18 protein-coding genes are annotated in these 21,729 nt (G+C 73.4%); 3 read left to right on the plus strand and 15 right to left on the minus strand.

What is annotated here, in order from left to right; translation table 11 throughout:
• Positions 1-26 precede the first annotated feature (26 nt).
• The 5 genes from ACIQVI_RS20895 to ACIQVI_RS20915 all read right to left on the minus strand — a co-directional run bounded on the left by ACIQVI_RS20895 (position 27) and on the right by ACIQVI_RS20915 (position 3,553).
• Positions 27-416: a hypothetical protein gene (locus ACIQVI_RS20895; RefSeq protein WP_351970522.1), complete on the minus strand. Its 390-nt coding sequence runs from the start codon at positions 414-416 to the stop codon at positions 27-29.
• Positions 417-535: 119 nt separating this feature from the next.
• Positions 536-979 carry a hypothetical protein gene (locus ACIQVI_RS20900; RefSeq protein WP_403597885.1) on the minus strand — a complete coding sequence of 148 codons (444 nt, stop codon included), beginning with the start codon at positions 977-979 and terminating at the stop codon, positions 536-538.
• A 142-nt stretch (positions 980-1,121) separates the two neighbouring features.
• Positions 1,122-1,934, minus strand: coding sequence for an RNA polymerase sigma factor SigF (locus ACIQVI_RS20905; protein ID WP_351970534.1), 813 nt, complete (start codon positions 1,932-1,934; stop codon positions 1,122-1,124).
• A gap of 179 nt (positions 1,935-2,113) precedes the next feature.
• Positions 2,114-2,557: an ATP-binding protein gene (locus ACIQVI_RS20910; RefSeq protein ID WP_403597888.1), complete on the minus strand. Its 444-nt coding sequence runs from the start codon at positions 2,555-2,557 to the stop codon at positions 2,114-2,116.
• A 120-nt stretch (positions 2,558-2,677) separates the two neighbouring features.
• A complete protein-coding gene (locus tag ACIQVI_RS20915; RefSeq protein ID WP_403597892.1) occupies positions 2,678-3,553 on the minus strand; it encodes a PP2C family protein-serine/threonine phosphatase in 876 nt (291 codons plus the stop codon).
• A gap of 446 nt (positions 3,554-3,999) precedes the next feature.
• Between ACIQVI_RS20915 and ACIQVI_RS20920 the strand changes: the two genes are divergently transcribed.
• A complete protein-coding gene (locus ACIQVI_RS20920; protein WP_351970519.1) occupies positions 4,000-4,515 on the plus strand; it encodes a MarR family transcriptional regulator in 516 nt (171 codons plus the stop codon).
• Between the two features lie 171 nt (positions 4,516-4,686).
• Here ACIQVI_RS20920 and ACIQVI_RS20925 read toward each other — a convergent pair whose 3' ends face one another.
• From ACIQVI_RS20925 to ACIQVI_RS20940, 4 genes are all read right to left on the minus strand, one after another.
• Positions 4,687-5,907: a PP2C family protein-serine/threonine phosphatase gene (locus ACIQVI_RS20925; protein WP_403597895.1), complete on the minus strand. Its 1,221-nt coding sequence runs from the start codon at positions 5,905-5,907 to the stop codon at positions 4,687-4,689.
• Positions 5,908-5,990: 83 nt separating this feature from the next.
• Complete coding sequence (locus ACIQVI_RS20930) at positions 5,991-6,359, minus strand: STAS domain-containing protein (protein WP_403597898.1); 369 nt, start codon at positions 6,357-6,359, stop codon at positions 5,991-5,993.
• A 48-nt stretch (positions 6,360-6,407) separates the two neighbouring features.
• Positions 6,408-8,900 (minus strand): SpoIIE family protein phosphatase, encoded by a 2,493-nt coding sequence (locus tag ACIQVI_RS20935; protein ID WP_403597901.1) that lies wholly within the window; start codon positions 8,898-8,900, stop codon positions 6,408-6,410.
• Between the two features lie 91 nt (positions 8,901-8,991).
• Positions 8,992-13,005, minus strand: coding sequence for a HAMP domain-containing protein (locus ACIQVI_RS20940; RefSeq protein WP_403597904.1), 4,014 nt, complete (start codon positions 13,003-13,005; stop codon positions 8,992-8,994).
• Positions 13,006-13,334: 329 nt separating this feature from the next.
• On the opposite strand from ACIQVI_RS20940, the gene ACIQVI_RS20945 reads away from it, so the two are divergent.
• Positions 13,335-13,562, plus strand: coding sequence for a DUF5133 domain-containing protein (locus tag ACIQVI_RS20945; RefSeq protein ID WP_121829372.1), 228 nt, complete (start codon positions 13,335-13,337; stop codon positions 13,560-13,562).
• 146 nt (positions 13,563-13,708) lie between these two features.
• Here the strand turns inward: ACIQVI_RS20945 and ACIQVI_RS20950 are convergent, their stop codons facing one another.
• The 4 genes from ACIQVI_RS20950 to ACIQVI_RS20965 all read right to left on the minus strand — a co-directional run bounded on the left by ACIQVI_RS20950 (position 13,709) and on the right by ACIQVI_RS20965 (position 15,977).
• Positions 13,709-13,870: a DUF5670 family protein gene (locus tag ACIQVI_RS20950; RefSeq protein WP_403597907.1), complete on the minus strand. Its 162-nt coding sequence runs from the start codon at positions 13,868-13,870 to the stop codon at positions 13,709-13,711.
• Between the two features lie 192 nt (positions 13,871-14,062).
• On the minus strand, positions 14,063-14,404 hold the full coding sequence (locus ACIQVI_RS20955; protein WP_403597910.1) for a hypothetical protein: 342 nt from the start codon (positions 14,402-14,404) through the stop codon (positions 14,063-14,065).
• A gap of 65 nt (positions 14,405-14,469) precedes the next feature.
• A complete protein-coding gene (locus ACIQVI_RS20960; protein WP_351973561.1) occupies positions 14,470-15,183 on the minus strand; it encodes a GvpL/GvpF family gas vesicle protein in 714 nt (237 codons plus the stop codon).
• 74 nt (positions 15,184-15,257) lie between these two features.
• On the minus strand, positions 15,258-15,977 hold the full coding sequence (locus ACIQVI_RS20965) for a GvpL/GvpF family gas vesicle protein (RefSeq protein WP_403597912.1): 720 nt from the start codon (positions 15,975-15,977) through the stop codon (positions 15,258-15,260).
• A gap of 283 nt (positions 15,978-16,260) precedes the next feature.
• On the opposite strand from ACIQVI_RS20965, the gene ACIQVI_RS20970 reads away from it, so the two are divergent.
• Positions 16,261-17,991, plus strand: a complete 1,731-nt coding sequence (locus ACIQVI_RS20970; protein WP_403597915.1) for a thiamine pyrophosphate-dependent enzyme — start codon at positions 16,261-16,263, stop codon at positions 17,989-17,991.
• Between the two features lie 71 nt (positions 17,992-18,062).
• On the opposite strand, the gene ACIQVI_RS20975 is transcribed toward ACIQVI_RS20970, so the two are convergent.
• Together ACIQVI_RS20975 and ACIQVI_RS20980 are read right to left on the minus strand one after the other, a co-directional pair.
• On the minus strand, positions 18,063-20,081 hold the full coding sequence (locus ACIQVI_RS20975; RefSeq protein ID WP_403597918.1) for a SpoIIE family protein phosphatase: 2,019 nt from the start codon (positions 20,079-20,081) through the stop codon (positions 18,063-18,065).
• A gap of 49 nt (positions 20,082-20,130) precedes the next feature.
• Positions 20,131-21,723, minus strand: a complete 1,593-nt coding sequence (locus tag ACIQVI_RS20980) for an oleate hydratase (RefSeq protein ID WP_403597921.1) — start codon at positions 21,721-21,723, stop codon at positions 20,131-20,133.
• Positions 21,724-21,729: the final 6 nt, after the last annotated feature.

Below are 21,729 nucleotides of genomic sequence, written 5' to 3' on the forward strand. Positions count from 1 at the left end.
GGTCTTCGTTCCGGGAGCGGTCCGTCTCAGAGGAGTCCGACGGTCCGGGGCGGGGCGTAGACGTGGCGGGCGAGGTGCTCGCCGCCGCAGCGGACCATGAGGTCCTGGTGCGGACCGGGTTCCCGCTCGCGGGCGATCCGCTCCTGGTGGCGGGCGCAGGTCTCGCAGGCGGGGTCCCAGTCGGGCAGGAGGTCGCGGTGCCGGGCGGCGAGGTGCGCGCCGAGGGCGATCTGGGTGGTGACGGTGCTGTCGAACGGGTCCCAGTCGACGCCGCGTTCGCCGGTCAGGCGGAGTTCGGCGATCCGGTCGCCGACGCTCCGCATGGTGCGGTAGAGGCTGGCGCACTCGTCGCAGTCCCACATCCAGGGCGGGGGCAGGGGCCACTCGTGGCCGGGGTCGATCTCGTCCGGGCTCATGGGAGGCACGATAGTCCGCGGGGCCCGGGACTCCGGGCCCTTTCCCCGAACAGGGGGCTACCGCCCGGTACCGGGGCGCGGCCGCCCCGGGCACGCTATGACGCGCCTCCCCGGCCGGGCTACAGGTCCTCGCAGAGGGCGCGGGCCCGGTCCAGTTCCTTCTTCACCTCCGCGTTGAACTCGAAGGCCACGGAGAGCCGTTCCCGGGAGCCGCGGACGGCCTGGGCGAGCGGCTTGTACCGCGCGTCCCCCGCCGCCGCCGACGCGGAGAGCGCGTCGGCCGCCGCGTAGCGGTTCAGGGCGATCTCGCCGGCGGGGCCCTTCTCCGTGTACTTCGCCGGGTCGAACCCGTCGAGCGCCCGGCACGCGGCCCGCGCGTCCCCGGCCGCGCCTCCTCCGGAGGAGGCGGTGTTCCCGCTCAGCGCCCAGGCGACGCCCGTCCCCGCCGCGCCGAGCACGAGCCCGGCTATGAGGGAGAGGACCACGGTGCGGGTGCGGTGGGGGTCACGGGGCCGCGCGGGGGCCGTCGGCGCCGGGGCGGTGTGGGGCTGCTGTGGCTGCATCGGGCAAAGGTAGCCCGACCCCTCACCACCCGGGCAAGGGGTCGGTCGTCCCGAGGCGCCGCCGCACGGGGAACGGCCTCACCGGAAGGGGGGGCGGTGAGGCCGTTCGGTTCCCGTGGGGGAAGCGGGAGGAGGGGAGCCGTCACTCCATGGGGGCGAGCATCCCCTTGCGGAGGCGGGCCAGGTTCCGGGAGAGCAGCCGGGAGACCTGCATCTGGGAGATGCCGAGCCTCTTGCCGATCTCGGACTGCGTCAGTTCCTCGACGAAGCGGAGGTGGATCAGCAGGCGGTCCCGCTCGCCGAGTTCGGCGACGAGGGGGGCGAGGGCGTGGAAGTCCTCGAAGAGCCCGAGCGCCGGGTCCTCCTCTCCTATGAGGTCGGAGAGCATGGCGCCGCCCTCCTCGCCCTCGCCGCCGACGGCGGCGTCGAGCGAGGTGGAGTTGTAGCCGTTGGAGGCGATCCGCGCCTCGATGACCTCGTCCTCGGAGAGGTTCATCAGGGCCGAGAGCTCCGCCACGCTCGGCGAGCGGCCGAGGCGGGAGCTGAGCTCCTCCGTCGCCTTGGCCAGCTCGACGCGGGCCTCCTGGAGGCGGCGGGGGACGTGGACGGCCCAGGAGGTGTCGCGGAAGAACCGCTTGATCTCCCCCACGATGCAGGGGACCGCGAAGGTGGTGAACTCGACCTCGCGGGAGAGGTCGAAGCGGTCGATGGCCTTGATCAGTCCGATGGTGCCGACCTGGACGATGTCCTCCATGTCGTCGCCGCGGGCCCGGAAGCGGCCGGCGGCGTAGCGCACGAGCGACATGTTCATCTCGATCAGCGTGTTGCGGGCGTACTGGTACTCGGGAGTCCCCTCCTCCAGTACGGCCATCCGGTCGAAGAACACCTTCGACAGTTCGCGCGCGTCCTTCGGCGCCACCTTGTCGGGGGCCTCGAGTACGGGAAGGCCCCCCACGGTCCTCTCGGCGCCGGTCTTCGTCTCGTTCAGCACTGTGGTCGGCACTTCGATGACCCCCTCTTTCGTCGACAACCCGTCTTCCCCCGGACGGCCCGCATACCCCCGCTCTCGCGGAGCATTCACGTCTTCTCGAAATTTCTTTTCGGCGCCGTGCCGGCCCCCTCGTCCGGGCGGTCTCAGACGAGGGCGAGGCGTGCCCGGACCCGCTTTCCGGACGGGTGGGGCTCCACGCTGACGCTCTCGCAGACGGCCACGACGATCTCGACGCCGTGCTGGCCGATGCGGCCGGGGTCGTGGCCCCGGGGCACGGGAGAGGCCTCCAGGCAGTCGAACACCGAGATCTCCAGCGCGTCCTCGAACAGTTCGAGCAGCAGGCGGCAGGGGCCGGGCGCGTGGCGCACGGCGTTGGTCACCAGCTCGCTGACCACCAGGCGCGCGAGGTCGACGCGCTCGCGGGCGACCGGCCGTCGCCCCGCGGCCGGGGACGCGGTGAGGAAGTCGGCGGTGAAGTCGCGGGCCGACGCGACCATGCCGTCGTCGGCGTCCGTACCGTCGTAGTCGACGCTCGCGTACAACAAGGGCCTCTGTGTCGCACGCTCCGCGGCGATCGCGTCCGTCATCGACCTGCCTCCCCTCACACGGCTCGGTGCCGTGCTCCGTACCTCATCCTGCGCACCTTCCCTCCTTTGCGATTTCCACACCGTCCGCATCCGAGAACACGGACGCGGACACGACCGTACTCATACGGCGGGAGGGCCGGGAAGGTCTTCGCGGCCCTCTCCGGTGGCCGGGCTCCGCCCGGCGGGGCGGCCGTGCCAGTCCAGACAGAGTACGAGAACGTCGTCCGGAAGTCCGCCGGGGGCCTCTTCGCGCAGCGCCCGGACGACGGCCCGGGGGGTGTCCGCGCAGGCCGTGCGGCGGGTCCGCGCGATCGCGCGGCGCACCGAGCGGTCGAGGGCCGCGTCACCGGCGCCCGGCGGGGGCTCGCCCCGGTCGCAGGCGACGAAGACCAGCCGGTCGCCGGGGAGGACGCGGAGCCCCTGGGTGGCGTAGACGGTGTCCTCGAACATGCCGAGGGGCAGCTGCCGCTCCAGGTGGATCCGCTCGGTGACCGTCTCCCGGTCCCGCCAGACCGTGGGCGAGCCCGCGTCGACGACCCGGACCTCGCCGGTGGCGCGGGCGAAGCTCAGCAGGAGGGCGGAGAGGGAGCGCTCGCCCCGGTGCTGTCCGTAGAGCGCCTGGTCGGTGAGGCTGGCCTGGCCGACCAGGTCGAGTCCGGCGCGCCGGGCGTTGCGGATGGCGTTCAGGGCGAGGTTGCTGACCAGCGCGGAGGGGGTGTCGGGCCCGGTGCCGTTGGCGACGACCAGGGTGAGTTCCTCCTCGGTGGCGCACCAGTCCAGGACGTGTCCGCCCGAGGTGTAGGAGGGCTCCCAGTAGGCGTACAGGTCGAATTCCGCGCCCGTGCAGGCCTGCCCGGGGAGCACGCCCCACTGCATCTCCGCCGGGACGCTGAGGGGGCGCGCCCTGCGCGTCCGGCGGTACAGGTCGGTGTGGCGGTCGGCGACGCGCAGGGCGTGTCCCAGCGTTTCGGCGATGTCGGCGAGTTCCTCGGTCACCGCGGGAGTGGCCAGGTCCGAGGGGAGGACGACCACGAGGACGCCACAGCGTTCGCCACGAACCGTCACAGGAAGGCAAGCGGTCGCCGTGGGCCCGTCACCACCGAAAAGATATGGTTGCTGTGTGGAAAGTGCGCGGCCCGCGGGTCCCGACCCCACGGTCGCGTGCCGCACCCCGGCCGGAGCCTGCACGGGTTCGACGGGACGCAGCGACGTGCGCCCGTAGTCGACGAGCAGGAGGTCGGCGGAGAGCACGGCGAACCGCTGTGCCAGATCGACACGGAGGGAGTCCAGGAGGCGGTGTGGCGGCGCCCCGCGCAGAGCGCGTTCCACAGTCACGTGTCGATCCACCGAGCCCGTACCGCCTTCTGGAGAGATGTGGAGATGACCGGCGCGTCGCGAGGCCGACGCCTTCGGCCCCGGACGCCTGAGGAGTGTCGGTAGCCATGGACACGAACCCCGCCCCGTCCCAGCGGGAGCCGCAGGAGACGGCACAGGCCGCCCGGGAGCTCATCGAGCTTCTGGAGGTGCTGTGGGAGCGCGGCCGGGACATGGTGTCGTCGACACCGGTGTCGGCCTCCCAGCTCCGCGTGCTCTACAGCCTCGACCGCGAGGAGGGCATCAACCTCCGCGCGCTCGGGGAACTGCTCGGTTCCGCGCCGCCCTCGGTGAGCCGCATGTGCGACCGCCTGGAGGCGCTGGGATTCGTGCAGCGGCTGCCCAGTCCCGTCAGCCGCCGGCAGCTGGAGCTGCATCTGACCGTCCGCGGCAAGGCGTACCTGCGCGATCTGCGGGTCCAGCGGGAGGAGGCCCTGCTGGCGGTCATCTCCGGTATGACCCCGGCGAGCCGCAAGGCGCTGCTGCGGGGTCTGACGGGCTTCCAGGACGCGCTGGACAAGGAGAGACCGTCGGCGCCCCCGGTGCGCCGGGGCGCGCCGCTCAAGGACGTCCGGTCCGCCTGACCCCCGCGCGCCGTGCGCGCCGCCCGGTCGCGTGCCCCATGTCCCACTTGTCACCCTCTGCTCGCCCACGACGTGTCCACCCCGGACACGAGCCAGGTGTTGCACCAAGGATACAGTTGCCGCACGGCAACTGTTGACACCGGGCGTACGGGTGGGCGGGCGCGGAGCGGATCAGGCGTCGGTGCCTTCCGCGAGGGCGGGTCCGGGGAAACCGGGCCCCGCGTCGGGCCCCTCCTGCCGGCCGTACCAGTCGAGGCAGACGACGAGCGCGTCGTCCTCCAGCGGGGCGTCGCCGTGGTAGGCGGCGAGTTCGCGCAGGACCGCGCCCGGGACCTGGGCGGACGGCAGCAGCTTGGTGGCGGTGAGCGCGCGGGACAGTGCCCGGTCCCCGTAGCTCTCCCCGTCGGGGGAGGCCGCGTCGTACACCCCGTCGCTGCCGAACAGCAGCCGGTCCCCCGGGCGGACCGTGAGGCGCTGCGGCGTGTAGACGGTGTCCTCGAACATTCCAAGCGGCAGCTGGGCCTCGAACGAGACGGCCTCGACGGAGCGGTCCCGCAGGCGCCACAGGCGCGGCGATCCGGCGTCCACGGCCTCCACCTCGCCCGTCGCGAGGTGGAAGCGCAGCAGGAGCACCGAGACGAAGGCGTCGCCCCGGTACTGCGCGTACACGGCCTGGTCCGCCAGGGCCGCCTGGTCCGCGAGGCCGAGGCCGGCGCGGCGGGCGTTGCGGAGCGCGTTGAGGGCGAGGTTCGTCAGGAGGGCGGCCTCGATGCCCTCCCCCATCCCGTTGGTGACCGTCAGGGTCAGGTGGTCGGCCGAGGCCGACCAGTCGTAGTTGTCCCCGAAGATCGCGTAGGCGGGTTCCAGGTGCGCGCCGAGGGCGAACTCGGGACGGACGCAGGAGCGGCCCGGCAGGAGCTGCCACTGCATCTCGGCCGCCAGCGTCAGCCGGCTGGCCCGCCGCGCGAGGTCGTACAGGTCCGTGTCGCGCTCGGCCACCAGGATCTCGTGGCCGAGCGCCTCGCAGACGTGCCGCAGCTCGGGCAGCAGGGGGACGAGGTCGCTGCCCGCCGGCAGGGCGACGGTGAGGACGCCCATCCGGTCCCCCCGGACGGTGACCGGCAGGTGGACGGAGACGGCGTCGGCGTCATGGGTGACGTACGGGTCCTGGGCGCCGAAGGCACGGCCCTGCGGGCTGTCGTGGATGAGGACCGGCGGGGTCGTGTGGGGCACGCGCTCGACGAGCTGGAGCGACCGCAGCGCGTAGTCGGCGAGGCGGAGCTCCACCCGCAGCGCTCCGCACTGCCGCCGCAGGGCGTCCGCCACGACGTTCACCAGCAGGTGCGGAGCGGCCCGGCGCAGTGCCTGCTCGACACCGGTGATCTCGTCCACGTGTTCCGGCTTCTCCTTCTCTTCTCCGTCCGGGGCGCGGCCCCCGCCCTCCGGCGGGGCCGCCCCGTCCTTCGTACGGTTCTCTAGCTCTCGTGCCCCGCCGCGACGAGCGCATCCGCCACGTCGGCGTGCAGGGGCGTGGTCATCGTCAGACCCGTGATCTCCAGGATGCGGCGCACGGCCGGGGTCGGCGCGGCGAGGTGCAGGTCGCCCCCGGACTCCCGGGCGTCCCGTCCCGCCCTGATCAGGACGTTCAGGCCGGAGGAGTCCATGAAGTCCAGGGCGGAGAGGTCCAGGACGAGGTGGCGGCGGCCGTGCAGGAACTGGTTGGCCAGGTGGTGGTGGAGGAAGGTGGCCGTCTCGATGTCGAGTTCGCCCCCCACGGAGAGGACCGCCGTGACGGCGTCACGGACCTCCACTTCGACGTCCAGGTTCACTTCGCGTTCGGTCATGCTCCCTGCTTTCCACGGAGGAGGTGATGGTCGGTCGGGCGGGCGCGGTCAGGTGACGCGCACGCCGATCAGGCACGTGTCGTCGTCGGTGTCGGACTTGCTGTGCGTGAGCAGCAGGTCCAGGCGCCGTTCGAGGCCGTCGGCCGGGGTCTGGGCGGTGGCGAGCAGCTGGTCCAGGGAGTCGTGCACGGAGGTGTCCCGCCGCTCGACGAGGCCGTCGGTGTACATCAGCACGGTGTCCTCGGGCTCCAGCTGGATCTCCGCCTCCTCGTACTCGGCCTCGGCGAGGGCCCCGAGCAGCAGCCCCTGGAGCAGCGGCAGCGTGCTGGCCCGGTCGCCCCGTACGAGCACGGGCGGGAGGTGTCCCGCCCTGGCCCAGCGCAGGGTGCGGGTGGTGGGGTCGAAGACGCCGCAGACGGCGGTGGCCGTGACCTGGGCGGTGAGGTGGTGCGCCACGTTGTTCAGCCAGGACAGGAGCTGTCCGGGGCCCGCGCCGGTGACGGCGAGGCCGCGCAGGGCGTTGCGCAGGACGACCATGCCGGTGGCGGCCTCGATGCCGTGTCCGGCGATGTCCCCGACGCACAGCAGGATCTTCTTGGACGGCAGGACGACGGCGTCGTACCAGTCGCCGCCGACCAGGGACTCGGTCTCGGCGGGCCGGTAGCGCACGGCGACGTCGAGGCCCTGGGCGTCGAGCGGGGCCCTGGTCGGCGGCATGATGGCGTGCTGGAGCTGGAGGGCCAGCCGGTTGCGCTCCGCCGACTCCTGTTCGGTCACGGCGAGTTGGTCGCGGGTGGCCGCCAGGGCGACCTCCGTCCAGTGCTGCGCGGAGATGTCCTGGTAGGCGCCCCGCACGGCGAGGAGCCGCTCGTCGGTGTCGAGGGAGGGTTCGGCGATCACCCGGATGTGGCGGGTGACGCCGTCCCCGCGCACCATGCGGAAGGCCGTCGAGCTCGCCCGCCGCTGGTGCAGCACGGCCTGGAGGAAGCGGCCGATGGCGACCGCGTCGTCGGGGTGGGCGTGCGCGGTGAGGTCGCGCAGGGAGACCGGCCCCTCGGTGAGGTCCCGCCCGAAGAGGTCGAAGAGCTGCCCGTTCCAGGTGATCTCCCCGGTCTGGACGTCCTCCTCGAAGCCGCCGATGCGGCCGAGGCGCTGGGCGTGCTGGAGCAGGCTGGCGAGCCGGGCGGTCTCGTCCTCGATGCGCCAGATCAGGAGCACGCTGTCGCCGTGCCGGCTGATGCTGAGGTCGGCGGCGGACGCGAGCGGCACCTGGTCCACGAGGGCGGTGAGCCGGGTCCGCCGGGCGCGGAAGGGCTCCCCGGTGGCGTAGACGCGCTCGATCCGCTCGAAGAGCTCGTTCTCGCCGGCCGTCGTGGGGTACGCCTCCAGGAGCAGGGCCCCGTCGACGGCGCCGCGCGAGCGGCCCGCCGGGTCCTGGAAGTGCTCGTTGGCGTGGCGGATGCGGAAGTCCCGCAGGCGTCCCTCGTCGTCCAGGTGGGGGGTCAGGACCAGGGCGGGGTCGTAGAGGCCGTCGGCGAGCTCCACCAGCTCCGACGCCCCGGCGGCCGCGTCCGGGAGCCCGCGCGTCCGCACCGGCTGCACGGGGAGGGTCTCCAGGGTGTGGGCGCACAGCTCGGCCAGGGCCTCGATCTGGCGCTCCACCGCCTGCGGCTGGGGTTCGAGGGGGCGGGGCCAGCAGATCTCCAGGACGCCGTGGATCCGTCCGCCGGTCCCGGCGGGCACCGCGACCCGGCCGCCGTCGGGGTGGCGGGCGTGGCCGATGGAGGGGATGCCGGCGGTCGCGAGCGAGCGGAAGCGGACGGTCCCGCGGGCGGTGAGGGCCTCCCGGGCCACGGTGGCCACGCCGGGCGGCACGTAGCGCCAGCGGGCGGGCTCGTCGGCGCCGAAGCCCGCGTGGCCGCAGAGGGTCAGGGAGGCGTCGGGGCCGGTGGTCCAGATGGCGACGGCGACGGCGCCCAGGGGGGCGAGGGCGTGTTCGAGGAGGGACTCGGCGACGGCCTGGCTGTCCCCGGCGTTGAGCGCGGCGCTCTCGGCCGTGCGCAGGCGTACGGCGACCGAACCGTCGGCCCCGGCGTCCGTCCCGCCGGTCCCGGTGTCCGGCTCCGTCCCGTCCGGCGGCCGTACGGTCCTGACGAAGTCGTCGGCGACCTCGGCGACCCGGTCGTGGGCGGCCTGGTTGATGATCTCCGCGGCCAGTTCCAGCTGGGAGAGCCCGGCCTGGCCGGCCAGTTCGGCGAGCTGCCTCGCGGCCTGGGCGGGGCCGCAGCCGAGCCGCTCGACGATGACGCCCTTGGCGAGCTCGATCAGGGCGCGCCCCTCGGCCGCGGCGTGCGCGGCGCGCACCTCCCCGCGCAGCCGCTCCACCGTCGCGGCCAGCCGGCCCACGGTGGAACGGTCGTCCGGCGGGTGCCGCTCGTCCCCGGGGGCGGGCGGGGACACGGCGGGTCCGACCGGTGTCGGAGAGCCGTCCCCGTGGGGACCGACGGCGGGGTATCCGCCGTGGCGGTGGGGAGCACTCATGACGCGGACTCCTCAGGGGGGCGGCGGCCGGGGCCGCGGGCGGACGGGGGGGAACGGAGCGTACGGAAGGAGGTGCCGGGGCGGGGGCCGGTCAGTCGTCGAGCCAGCGGCGGATGCAGCCGATGAGGTCGTCGGCGTCGACCGGCTTGGTCACGTAGTCGCTGGCGCCCGAGGCGAGGCTCTTCTCGCGGTCCCCCGGCATGGCCTTGGCGGTGACCGCGATGACGGGCAGGGTGGCGTGGGCGGGCATCTGCCGGATCCGGGAGGTGGCGGTGTAGCCGTCCATCTCGGGCATCATCACGTCCATCAGGACCAGGTCGATGTCGGGGTGCGCGGCGAGCGCCTCGATCCCCTTGCGGCCGTTCTCGGCGTGCAGGACCTTGATGCCGTGCAGCTCCAGGATGCCGCTCAGGGCGTAGAGGTTGCGGGCGTCGTCGTCGACCACCAGGACCGTACGGCCGTGCAGGGTGGTGTCGATGGTCTGGGGCGCCGGGGGCCGGTGCTCGCCGCGCACCAGGGGGACGACGTCGCCGGGCTGGTCCGCGGACAGGTGCAGGGCGATCCGCTCGCGCAGTTCGTCGAGGCTGGAGAGCAGTTCGAGGGGGCGCCGGCGGGCGCGGGTCTGGAGGGCCCGCTCGTGCTCGGCGGTGAGCCTGCGGTTGTTGTGGGCGAGGACGGGGACGGTGCGCAGCGCCTCGTCGCCGTCCATGGCGTCCAGGAAGTGCAGGGCCTCGCCGTCGGCCATGTCGACTTCGAGGACGACGCAGTGGAACGGCTGGGTGGCGAGGGCGGTCGCGGCCTCCTGCGGGCCGACGGCCGTGATCAGCTCGATGTCCTCCCGGTCCGCGCGGTCGCGGCCCGCGGCCAGCTCCACGACGGCGTTCTCGGCGACGAGCGAGAGCAGCCCGCGCGGGCGCTCCTCGATCACGAGGAGGCGCCGGATCTGCCGGGCGGGCGGGGCAGCGGGCAGGGCGGGGCGCACGACGGAGGCTTCGGCGAGTTCGGCGGTCTCCTCGCGCTCCTCGGGCCGGACGGCCGGGACGCGGTCGGACTGCTCCTTGAAGTCGGCGCGGGCGACGGGCAGGTAGAGGGTGAAGGTGCTGCCCTCGCCGGGCCGGCTGGAGACCGTGAGGGCGCCGCCGAGCAGGTAGGCGATCTCCCGGCTGATGGACAGGCCGAGGCCGGTGCCGCCGTACTTCCGGTTGGTCGTGCCGTCCGCCTGCTGGAAGGCGCCGAAGATGGCGTCCAGGTGCTGGGCGGCGATGCCGATGCCGGTGTCCTTGACCCGGAAGGCGACGACGGGGCCGCCGCGGTGGACCGTGGCGGGCAGCTCGTCGTCCGCGGCCGGTTCGATGCGGAGTTCGACGCTGCCGCGCTCGGTGAACTTGACGGCGTTGGAGAGCAGGTTGCGCAGCACCTGCCGGAGCCGGGAGTCGTCGGTGACGAGGTCCACGGGGACGCCGGCGGCGGTGGCGACGGTGAAGGTGAGGCTCTTCTGCGTGGTGAGCGGCCGGAAGGTCGCCTCCACGTAGTCGAGGAGGCGGCGCAGCGCCACCCGTTCCGGGTTGAGGTCCATCTTCCCGGCCTCGACCTTGGACAGGTCGAGGATGTCGTTGATCAGCTGGAGCAGGTCGGATCCGGCGGAGTGGATGATGCCGGCGTACTCGACCTGCTTGGCCGTGAGGTTGCGGGTCGGGTTCTGCGCGAGGAGCTGGGCGAGGATGAGCAGGCTGTTGAGCGGGGTGCGCAGCTCGTGGCTCATGTTGGCGAGGAACTCGGACTTGTACTTGGAGGCCAGCGAGAGCTGCTGGGCGCGGTCCTCCAGCTCCTGCCGGGCCTGCTCGATCTGGAGGTTCTTGGCCTCGATGTCGCGGTTCTGCGAGGCGAGCAGGGCCGCCTTCTCCTCCAGTTCGGCGTTGGAGCGCTGGAGCTCCTCCTGCTGGACCTGGAGCTCCTCGGAGCGGGCCCGCAGCTCGTCGGCGAGGCGCTGGGACTCCCCCAGGAGTTCGTCGGTGCGGACGTTGGCGACGATCGTGCTGAGGTTGACGCCCACCGTCTCCATGAGCTGTTCCAGGAAGTCCCGGTGCACGGAGGTGAAGGGGGTGAAGGAGACCAGTTCGATGACGCCGAGGACCTGGTCCTCGACGACGATCGGGAGCACGATCAGGCTGCCGCCCGAGGCCTGGCCGAGGCCGGAGGAGATGTACACGTAGTCGCCGGGCACGTTCTCGGCGGCGATGGTGCGGCGGCTGCGGGCGGCCTGGCCGACGAGGGACTCGCCGAGGCGGAAGCGGTCGCGGCTGTCGGCGGGGCGCCCGTAGGAGCCGACGAGCTTGAGCTCGACGCCCTCCGCGCCGTCCTCGGCGAGGTAGAACGCGCCGTACTGGGCGGACACCAGCGGGGTCAGCTCGTCCATGACGAGTTCGGCGACGACGGCGAGGTCCCGGTGGCCCTGCATCAGCTCGGAGATGCGGGCGAGGCTGGACTTGAGCCAGTCCTGTTCCTGGTTGGCCCGGGTGGTCTCGCGCAGCGAGCCGACCATCGCGTTGATGTTGTCCTTGAGCTCGGCCACCTCGCCGGAGGCGTCGACGGTGATGGAGCGGGTCAGGTCGCCCTCGGCGACCGCGCTCGCGACCTCGGCGATGGCGCGGACCTGGCGGGTGAGGTTCCCGGCCAGCTCGTTGACGTTCTCGGTCAGGCGCTTCCAGGTGCCGGAGACGCCCTCGACCTCGGCCTGGCCGCCGAGGCGGCCCTCGCTGCCGACCTCGCGGGCCACGCGGGTGACCTCGGCGGCGAAGGAGGACAGCTGGTCGACCATGGTGTTGATGGTGGTCTTCAGCTCCAGGATCTCGCCCTGGGCGTCGACGTCGATCTTCTTGGAGAGGTCGCCGTTGGCGACGGCGGTGGTGACCTGGGCGATGTTGCGGACCTGGCCGGTGAGGTTGTTCGCCATCGAGTTGACGTTGTCGGTGAGGTCCTTCCAGGTGCCGGCCACGTTCGGCACCCGGGCCTGGCCGCCGAGGCGGCCCTCGGTGCCGACCTCGCGGGCCACGCGGGTCACCTCGTCGGCGAAGGCCGAGAGGGTGTCCACCATCGTGTTGATGGTGTCGGCGAGCGCGGCGACCTCGCCCTTGGCCTCCACGGTGATCCGGCGGGACAGGTCGCCCCGGGCCACGGCGGTGGCGACCTGCGCGATGGAGCGCACCTGGCCGGTGAGGTTGGACGCCATCACGTTGACGTTGTCGGTGAGGTCCTTCCAGGTGCCCGAGGCGCCCCGGACGGTGGCCTGGCCGCCGAGGTTGCCCTCGGTGCCGACCTCGCGGGCGACGCGCGTCACCTCGTCGGCGAAGGCCGAGAGCTGGTCGACCATCGTGTTGATGGTGTTCTTCAGCTCCCGGATCTCGCCGCGGGCGTCGACGTCGACCTTCTTCGACAGGTCGCCGCGGGCCACGGCGGTGGCGACGTGCGCGATCGAGCGCACCTGGCCGGTGAGGTTGGACGCCATGGAGTTGACGGAGTCGGTGAGGTCCCGCCAGGTGCCGGAGACGCCCTTGACGTCCGCCTGGCCGCCGAGGATGCCCTCGGTGCCGACGTCACGGGCCATGCGGGTGACCTCGTCGGCGAAGGAGGAGAGCTGGTCGACCATCGTGTTGATGGTGTTCTTGAGCTCCAGGATCTCGCCGCGGGCGTCGACGTCGATCTTCTGGGAGAGGTCGCCCTTGGCGACGGCGGTGGCGACGTGAGCGATGTCACGGACCTGGGTGGTGAGGTTGCCCGCCATCGCGTTGACGGAGTCGGTGAGGTCGGCCCAGGTGCCGGAGACGCCGGGGACCTCGGCCTGGCCGCCCAGGGTGCCCTCGGTGCCGACCTCGCGGGCGACGCGCGTCACCTCGGAGGTGAAGAGGGAGAGCTGGTCGACCATGCCGTTGAAGACGCTGGAGATCTCGCCCATGAGCCCGCCGGCCTCGTCGGGCAGACGGGTGCCGAAGTCTCCGTCGCGCACGGCGGTGAGGCCGGCCAGGAGCTGGCGCAGCTCGGCCTCTCCCACGGCGGCCGGTCCCGGCCGCCGTGCGGCCGAGGAGCCTTCGATCGTCGTCTCAGACATGCCTCATCCTCGTTCGCTCGCCAGGCACCACGACGGTCCTGAACACGGCCACGGCCGCAGGTCGGACCGCCGCTCTCCCGGTACGACTCCGACCTCGACCGTTGTCATACGACAATAAACGACGACCCTACTCCCCCGTGATCGTCGCGAGGAGGGCGGTGGGCGATCGGGCGGCCGGAACGAGCCGGTGCGGAAGGGGCGGAGCGCCCCCCGGGTGTCGTGGACTCGCCACCGCACGCCCCCCACCCGGCCGCATACAACGCGGGGGCCGGGGTAAGCGGCGCATCGAACCGGGCGGTCGGCGCCCTGACGGCGAGGGGAGACCCACTGTGTTGATGGCCCATCCCGCGGTGTTGAGCAACCTGATCGAGCAGTACGAGACGCTGCGGGTGCTCCACGCGGAGAACGGAAGCCCCGAGGTGCGGCAGCGCATGGACGACATCGCGTACACGCTGTGCGTCTCCACCGGCACGCGCGACGTGGACACGGCCCTGGTCGCCGCCCGTCACCGCCTGCCCGGCGCGCGTCCCGAGGACGACTCGGTGCTGATGGCCTGATTCCGTACGCCGGAACCCGGCACATCCCTCTCCCGGAGGGACGTGCCGGGTTCTGTCGTGTCCGGGTACGGAAGAGGGGACGACGTGACCGCGCCCGCCACCGGTGTCGGTGGCGGGCGCGGTCGGTGCCCGGGGGTGCGGGCGTGCTACCAGCGGTACCAGCGGCCCGAGCCGCCCTTCGGCCGGGCCACGAAGCCCAGCAGCCAGAGGACGAGCACGATCACGGCCACCCACCAGAGGGCCTTCACCGCGAAACCGGCGCCGAAGAGGACCAGCGCGAGCAGCAGAACCAGAAGAAGGGGAACCATTTCTACAACCTCCGAATTATCATGTACCCCGCACCCGATTTCCCGTACCTCGGAAATTCCCGTCATGCTCGAAGGGAATGCGGATCTTCTTTTCCGGTGGCCGGGAAATCGAATCCGGGGCGTTGCACAAGCCGTCGAAAAGTCAGGGGGAGGGGCGGTCCCGGGGGCCCGGGGGCCGCCCCTCGGCGCGTGTCAGATGCGGCCGCCGGTGAGCCGGGTGATCGGGCCGCGCGAGCGGGTCCCCGTCCGGCGTCCCAGGGCGTACGCGCCGGTGAGCGCGGCCGCGCCGACGGCGGCTGCGGTGCCGCTCGCGAGCGTCTTGCGGGTGCGCACGGCGGTCCATACGGCGCCGCCGGTGCCCCGGACGGCGTGGACGGCCGCGAGGGTCTTCTCCGCGAGGGGCGCGGGAAGCACGGCCAGTGCTCCGCCCACCGCCCCTCCGGTCTCCCCGGTCGCGTTCCCGGTGCCGTCCGAAACGGTGCGCGGACCGTTCCGGCCGGACCGGCTCTCGTTGCTCTGTTCCCATGCGCTCATGGACTTCGTTTAGCCGTGCCGGGCAGAAACAAACCCCCCTTCGCACGAATTCGCGGATCTTCCGTTCACCATTCCGGGTCCTCGTCGGAAGCGGTCCGGGTGAAGGAGTAGGGAATCCAGGGGCCGGTGATCTCCACGCGCAGTCCGGACCGGACCTCCTCGGGTCCGGGGACCGCGTCGAGGAACTCCCGCTGCCCCTCGTCGGGGACGAGGTACGCGGCGTTGAGCACGTTCCGGCCGGAGGACCGGAAGAGGTGCGTCTGCCGGGGCGCGCGCAGGATCGCCTCCGCCGCCGCGCGCGCGAGCGTCTCGTGCAGCTCCCGGGCGGTACGGGCCGCCGCGTCGCCGGCGGCCGGTTTGCCGGGCGTCTCGTCCGCGTACAGCCTGACGCCCCACTCGTGGGCGCCGGTCAGCCGGCCGAGGGCCTCCGACAGGCCGCTCTCGCCTTCTTCCAGGAAGCGGCGCACGCCCGTCTCGCCGCGGCGGACGGTCCCGATCCGCAGGGGGACGGTGGTGGTCCGCCGGCCCGCGGCGGCCACCACGCCGTGGTGGGCCCTGGCCATCGTCGCGAGCCAGTCCAGGTCTTCGAGCCGTTCGCGGAGGGGCGCCTCGTCGAAGTCGGCCGCCGGGACCGGTTCGACGACGGCGGTCAGGCCCAGGTGCTCGACGGTGGTGAGCCCCTCGCCCAGGGTCACGTCGGGCGGGGGGTCGACGGGCGGTCCGTCCAGGTCGGCGGACCGGACGACGGCGTACACGTACAGCAGCGGTTCGTCGCTCATGACTCCCGCCCCGTCTCCGGACGGCCCGGGAGCGCGTGCTCCCGGCGGAGGACCCCGGCGCTCGGTGCCACGGCTCAGCCCGCCTGGACGAAGCTGTACGGGGGCAGCGGACCCGTCACCTGCTCGCGCAGGTGCTCGTGCTCCTGGTGGAGGGCGCGCACGGCCTCCAGGAACGCGTCGCGCCGGTCGCGTTCCACCAGGAACGACAGGTTGGCGAGGCGGCCCGCGTCGCGCGGGCCGCGTACCGTGGCCGCCGCGTAGGGGGCGAGGGTCCGCTCGACGAGGGCGACGTCGGCCTTCTCGCGGTCGGCGACGGCCAGGGCGACCAGCTCGCCGAAGGAGGGGCCCTCCCCGGGGCTCCCGCCGTCCGGCGCGCGGCCGGCGACGTGCCGGGCCATCAGGTCGGGGTCGTCGGCGAGCACCGCGTGGAGCACCGCCTCCTCGTCGTGGTGCACCTTCAGGTTGAACTCGTCCTTGCCCTCCAGCGCCTTCAGCCGCTCCACGTAGAGGTCGTGGTGCTCCTCCAGGACCGCGGCGACCGTCGCGTCGTCGGGGGAGATCCCGCCGAACCGCAGGGGCAGGACCGGGCCGTCCTTGGCGGCCTCGATCACGACGTGCTGGTGGGCGAGGAGGTCGCGGCGCTCGGCCTTCGGTTCGGGCGGCGCGTCGCTGCACAGGGCCACCAGGTCGCCGCCGCGCACGGCGCGCACGGGCATCGGTGGGTCGCCGATGCCCTCGATGGCGTCGGGGAGTTCCCGGTCGGCGGGGGCTATTCCGTAGACGTACGTGCTCATGCTGCTCCTCCCGGTGGGTCGGAGCGCGGCGGCGCGACCCGCCGCCGCTGCTCCTGCCGCTCTCCTCCTCGCCGCCCGGCCACGGGCGCGGTGCGGAGGGCGGGCCGCGGCTTTCCTCCCCTCTCGCGTTGCCGGGCGGCCACCCCCCAAACGGGGCGGGGCGAACCGGACGAGCCGCTCCGGCGCCGCGATGACCGCGCCGCAAGCTTCCGGCTTCCGGCTTCCGGACGGGCATCGTGGGCAGGCGGGACGGTGGACCCGTACCCCCGCGAAAGGACATCCCGTGACACGCACCGTCGCCCAGGTCGTCGTCGACGCCCTCGCAGACCTCGACGTAGGCCACGTCTTCGGCGTGGTCGGTGACGCCCTCAACCCGCTCACGGACGCCATCCGCACCACGGACGGCGTCGAATGGGTCGGCTGCCGGCACGAGGAGGCCGCCGCCTTCGCCGCCGGGGCGCGGGCCCAGCTGTCGGGCCGGCTCGGCGTCTGCATGGGGACGGTGGGGCCGGGCTCGGTCCACCTCCTCAACGGGCTGTACGACGCGGCCAAGAGCGGCGCCCCGGTCCTCGCGATCTGCGGCCAGGTCCCGCTGTCCGAGGTCGGCGGCGACTACTTCCAGGAGGTGGACAACGACCTGCTGTTCCGGGACGTGGCCGTCTACCGGGCCACCGTCACCTCCCCGTCCCAGATGCCGAGGCTCCTGGAGTCCGCGGTCCGGGCGGCCGTGACGCGCGGCGGCGTGGCGGTCCTCACCGTGCCGGGGGACCTCGGGGACCGGAAGGTCGAGGACGACCGTCCCGTACGGTTCGCCCTCCCCCGCCCGGCCGTCACCCGGCCCGACGACCCGGCCCTGGCCGAGGCCGCCGGGGTGATCGACGAGGGCTCCCGGGTCACCCTCCTGGTGGGGCGGGGCGCGCAGGGCGCCCGCGAGGAGGTGCTGCGCCTCGCCGAGCACCTCTCGGCCCCGATGGTGCTCACCCTCAAGGCCAAGGAGGGCTTCGAGGCGGACAACCCCTACGAGGTCGGCCAGACGGGCCTGATCGGCAACCCCGCGGCCGCCCACGCCCTGGACGCCTGCGACACCCTGCTCATGCTCGGCACCGACTTCCCGTACCGCGACTGGTATCCGGAGGACTGCCGCGTCGTGCAGATCGACCTGCGGGAGGAGCGCCTGGGCCGCCGCGTGCCGGTGGACGTCGGGCTCGCCGGGGACGTCGGGGCCACGCTGCGGGGCCTGCTGCCACTGCTCGCGCCGGTCGGGGACCGCGCGCACCTCGACGACGCCCGCGAGCGGTTCCTGAAGTGGGAGGAGGAGCAGGCGCGCCTCGCCGACCCGGCCCACGACGAGCGGCTCGTCGGGCGGGTGCGGGCGATGTTCGACAACCGGGTCCACGAGATCCGGCCCGAGGCGCTCGCCGCCGCCGTGGACCGGCACGCGGCCGAGGACGCGGTCTTCACCTCCGACACCGGCATGGCCACCGTCTGGCTCTCGCGCTTCGTGCGGATGCGGGGCACCCGCAGGCTGCTCGGCTCCTACAACCTGGGCTCCATGGCCAACGCCATGCCGCAGGCGCTCGGCGCCCAGCTCTGGGACCGCGACCGCCAGGTCGTGGCGTTCTGCGGCGACGGCGGTCTGAGTATGCTCCTGGGCGACCTGATGACGCTCCGCTCCGAGCGGCTCCCGGTCAAGCTCGTCGTCTTCGACAACCGCCGCCTCGGCATGGTCAAGCTCGAACAGGAGCAGGCGGGCCTGCCCGAGTTCGGCACCGTCCTCGACAACCCCGACTTCGCCGCCGTCGCCGAGGCCGTGGGCCTGACCGGCATCCGGGTCACCGACCCGGCGGACCTGGACGACGCCGTGCGCCGGGCCTTCGACGCCCCGGGGCCGGTCCTCCTGGACGTGCTGACCAACCCCGAGGAGGTCGCTGTCCCCGGCAAGCCGACCGTCTCCCAGGGCTGGGGCTTCGCCATCGCCAAGATCAAGGAGAACCTGCCGTCGGGCGGCAACTGACCGCCCTCGCGGCGGACTTCCCGGGCGGGGCCGGCCACGGGCCTCCTCAGCCGCCCGCCCCGCCCGCCCCCTCAGCCGCCCGTCTCACCCGCCCCGCCCGTCTCGTCCATCCCCTCCGCCTCGATCTCGGCCCACACGGTCTTGCCCTCGCTCGTGTAGCGCATCCCCCAGTTCTCCGCGAGGGTGGCGCAGATGAGGAGCCCCCGGCCGCCCTCGTCGACGGCCTTGGCGTGGCGCAGGTGGGGGGCGGACCGGCCGGTGTCGCCGACCTCGCAGATCAGCAGGGTGGAGTCGGTGATGAGGCGGAGGGTGAGGGGGGCGGCCCCGTAGCGGATGGCGTTGGTGACGAGTTCGCTGACGACGAGCGTCGCCGTGAACGGGTCGACGGGGTGGTTCCACTTCCGGAGCTGCTCCTCGACGTGGCGGCGCGCGATGCCGACGGCGGAGAAGTCGAAGGGGACGGTCCACTCGGCCAGTTCGCTCGGCGACAGGTACCGGGTGCGGGCGAGGAGCAGGACGCGGTCGGGGGCGAGGAGCCGGGCGACGTCGTCCGCCATCGCCTCCGGGGAGCGTCCCGGGTGCGCGAGGGCGTTGACCAGGTCCTCCGTCCGCGTGTCGCCCCCGCCCGGCGCCATGCAGAGGGTGCTGCCCTCGGGGAGGACCAGCGTGGCGCAGGCGAAGGGCGGCCCCTCCGCGCCGAGCAGCGGGCCCTCCTCGACCGGCCGGGTGTCGACCGAGCCGTCGGGGCGGACGACGGCGAGCAGCGAGGTGCCGGCGCGCGCGATGTCGAGCCGTCCGCCGACCGGGTCGTGGACGGCGACGGTGCAGCTCGCCGTCGCGCCGTCTCCCCCGGGCCCGCTCTCCTGCTCCCCGGCGAGCCGGAGGGTGGTGGCGTGGAGGCGGGCGAGCAGTTCGTGCGGGTCGAGGTCGAGGGTGGTCAGGCTGTAGACGGCGGTCCGCAGCCGGCTCATGGTGGCGACGGCGCTGAGCCCGGCCCGGTCGACCTGGCCGACGACGAGCGCCACCCGGGCGCCCGAGAGGGGGATGACGTCGTACCAGGAGCCGACGCCGCTGCCGTCGGGCTGGTTGCGCCGGGCAACGTCGACGGCCTTCTGGGTGGCCTCCTCCTGGCGCAGCGGCCAGCTCTGGAGCGCCGTCATGACGATGTGCTCGCGGGTGAACCGCAGGGCGTTCTCCAGGCAGGTGGCCGTGCGGGTGGCGATGCCCTCGGCCAGTTCGAGGTCGTCCTCGCCGTACGGTTCGGCCCCTTCCGCGCGCTGGAAGACGACGGCTCCGAAGACCTGTCCCCGGACGAGCAGCGGGGCGACGAGCCGGGTGCCGCCGGGCACGCCCGTCTCCTCGGGGGGAAGCAGGCGGGGTTCGGTCGGCAGCACCTCGCCGAAGATGCCGGGGAGCAGGAGGGCGCCGGCCGTCGGGATCCGGGGGCCGGCCTCCGTCCCGCCGGTCGCGGTGCAGCGCAGCAGGGGGGCCGGGTCGTGGGACCGGAGGCCGGGCTCCCTGCCCCTGAGGACGGCGTCGGTGAGGGCGACCACGACCGTGTCGGCGAAGCGCGGCACCGCGACGTCGACCAGTTCCCGGGCCGTGCGCTCCACGTCCAGGCTGGAGCCGATCCGTTCGTGGGCGTCGTGCAGCAGCCGGAGGCGGGCCTGGGCCCGTTCGCGTTCGGTGACGTCCGTGCTGGTGAGGACGACGCCCAGGACCCGTCCGGCGCCGTCCAGGAGGCGGTGGGCGGCGACGGAGAAGACGTACTCGCTGCGCGGGTCGGTGAACGGGTGTCCCCTGACGAGGTGGTCGAGCCTCGGCCGGCCGGTGGCGAGGACCTCCCGCAGCATCTCCTCGTCGACGTCCACGCCGAGGGGGGCGTACGCCTCCGTGGCGGGCAGGCCGATGATCCGCTCGGCCGGGATGCCGCGGATGCCGACGGCGACCGGGTTGACGCGGACGACGCGCAGCTCGGTGTCGAGCACGTGGAGGCCGATGTCGGACTGGGTGAAGATGGCGTCCAGGACCGCCTCGTCCCACTGGTCCGGAGTGCCGGGACGGGAGAACCGTCCGGGATCCGCGTTCATGCGTCCCTCCTCCATCTCGGGCCGGGCACGTGTCGGGCCGGGGCGCGTGTCAGGCCAGGACGGTTCCCAGCGCGGACCGGGCGACCTCCGGGTCGGAGAGGCCGTGGTACGGCGGCGGGATCTCCCTGTCGACGCCGAAGTGATGGTAGACGGCGGTCATGGCGGAGCGGACCGCGTACTCGGCGGTGGCGGCGGCGCCCTCGGGGATCTCGACGAACTGGCCGAGGAAGGCGAAGTTCCGCGCCCCGTCGGGGACGACGAGGGGGCGGTCGGAGGCGGTGCGGCGCTGGAACGGGGCGCCGGCGTAGGGCATCCGGACGGTGGCGATCCGGGTGGTCTCCCGGACCTCGTCCGCGATGTCGTCGAAGCCGAGGTGGCCGAGGAGTTCGTCGAGGACCTCGGCGCCGGTGCAGTCGTGCATCCGCTTCGGCACGTGGTCGCCGGGGACGCCGCCGGACAGCGCGTGGCCCCACAGCGTGTACGTGTCCTCCTCCTGGTCGCGGAAGTGGGGCTGGGCCGGGACCGCGAGCGAGAGGAGCCAGCGGGAGTCCTTCCAGGTCATCAGGGCGCCCTCGCCGGGGACGTCGCCGGTGTGCTTCTGGATGCGGTCCAGGAGGAGGCGGCCGGTCGTGGTGAGGGTGAAGGACTCCCCCTCGGTCTCGTCGATGTTCCCGCAGAAGGCGTGGGGGCGGCCGAAGTCGGGGGCGTTCCTGGCGATCGACTCCCACAGGCGCCAGGAGCCGTCGCGCCTGTCGCGGACCAGTTCGGGGACGGTGGCGCCGTCGCCGTGGGCGGTGTCGGCGGTCATGGAGCCGAGGGTGAGGAACGCGTAGTCGTCCTCGCCCAGTTCGACCGTCCCGGCCTCGGCGCCGTCCCGCCGCAGGTGCAGGCGGGAGAGGCGGCGGGCGGCGGGCCCGGAGAAGTCGGCGTCGGCGACGGTGACCCCGAGGTCGGTGCGCACGCCCCGGGCGGTGAGCCACTCCTGGAGCGGCCGGACGACGGAGTCGTACGGGTTGTACCGGCCGCGCCGGACCCCGGACAGGGTGGGGAGGCGATCGAACTCCTGGACGAAGGCGAGGAGGTGCCGCTTGAGTTCGACGGCCGAGTGCCAGGCCTGGAAGGCGAAGGTGGTGCGCCACATGCACCAGAAGTGGGTGGCGAAGAAGTGCGGTTGGAAGAAGTCGTCGACGCGCCGGGCCCCGATCAGCCGCTCGGGCAGGGCGAGCAGCCGGGTCAGGTCGGCGCGGTCGCGGGCGTCCAGGCCGAGTTCCGAGGCGTCGGCGATCGTGCGGTCGCCGTCGATGATCCGAGCCCTGGCGTACGTGGGGCGCTCGGCGGCGAAGGCGCGGATCTCCTGCCGGACGGAGACCGCCGGGTCGTCCAGGGTCGGGATCGTCTCCAGGAGGTTCCACAGGCACACGCAGTGCGCGTCCTCGAACGTCCGGCCGAACAGGGTGACGTGTCCGCCGTCGCGCGTCGGGGCGCGGCCGCCGGCCAGCGAGCCGCCCGTGACCGGCAGCTGTTCCAGGACGCGCACGTTCTCGCCGGGCACGCCCGCGTCCCGGACGAGGAAGGCCGCCGCGGCGAGCGAGGCGATGCCGCCGCCGACCAGGTGGACCTTGGAGTTCTTCGATGCCGGCACGGACTG

Source organism: Streptomyces sp. NPDC098101 (assembly GCF_044760185.1).
GTDB lineage: Bacteria > Actinomycetota > Actinomycetes > Streptomycetales > Streptomycetaceae > Streptomyces.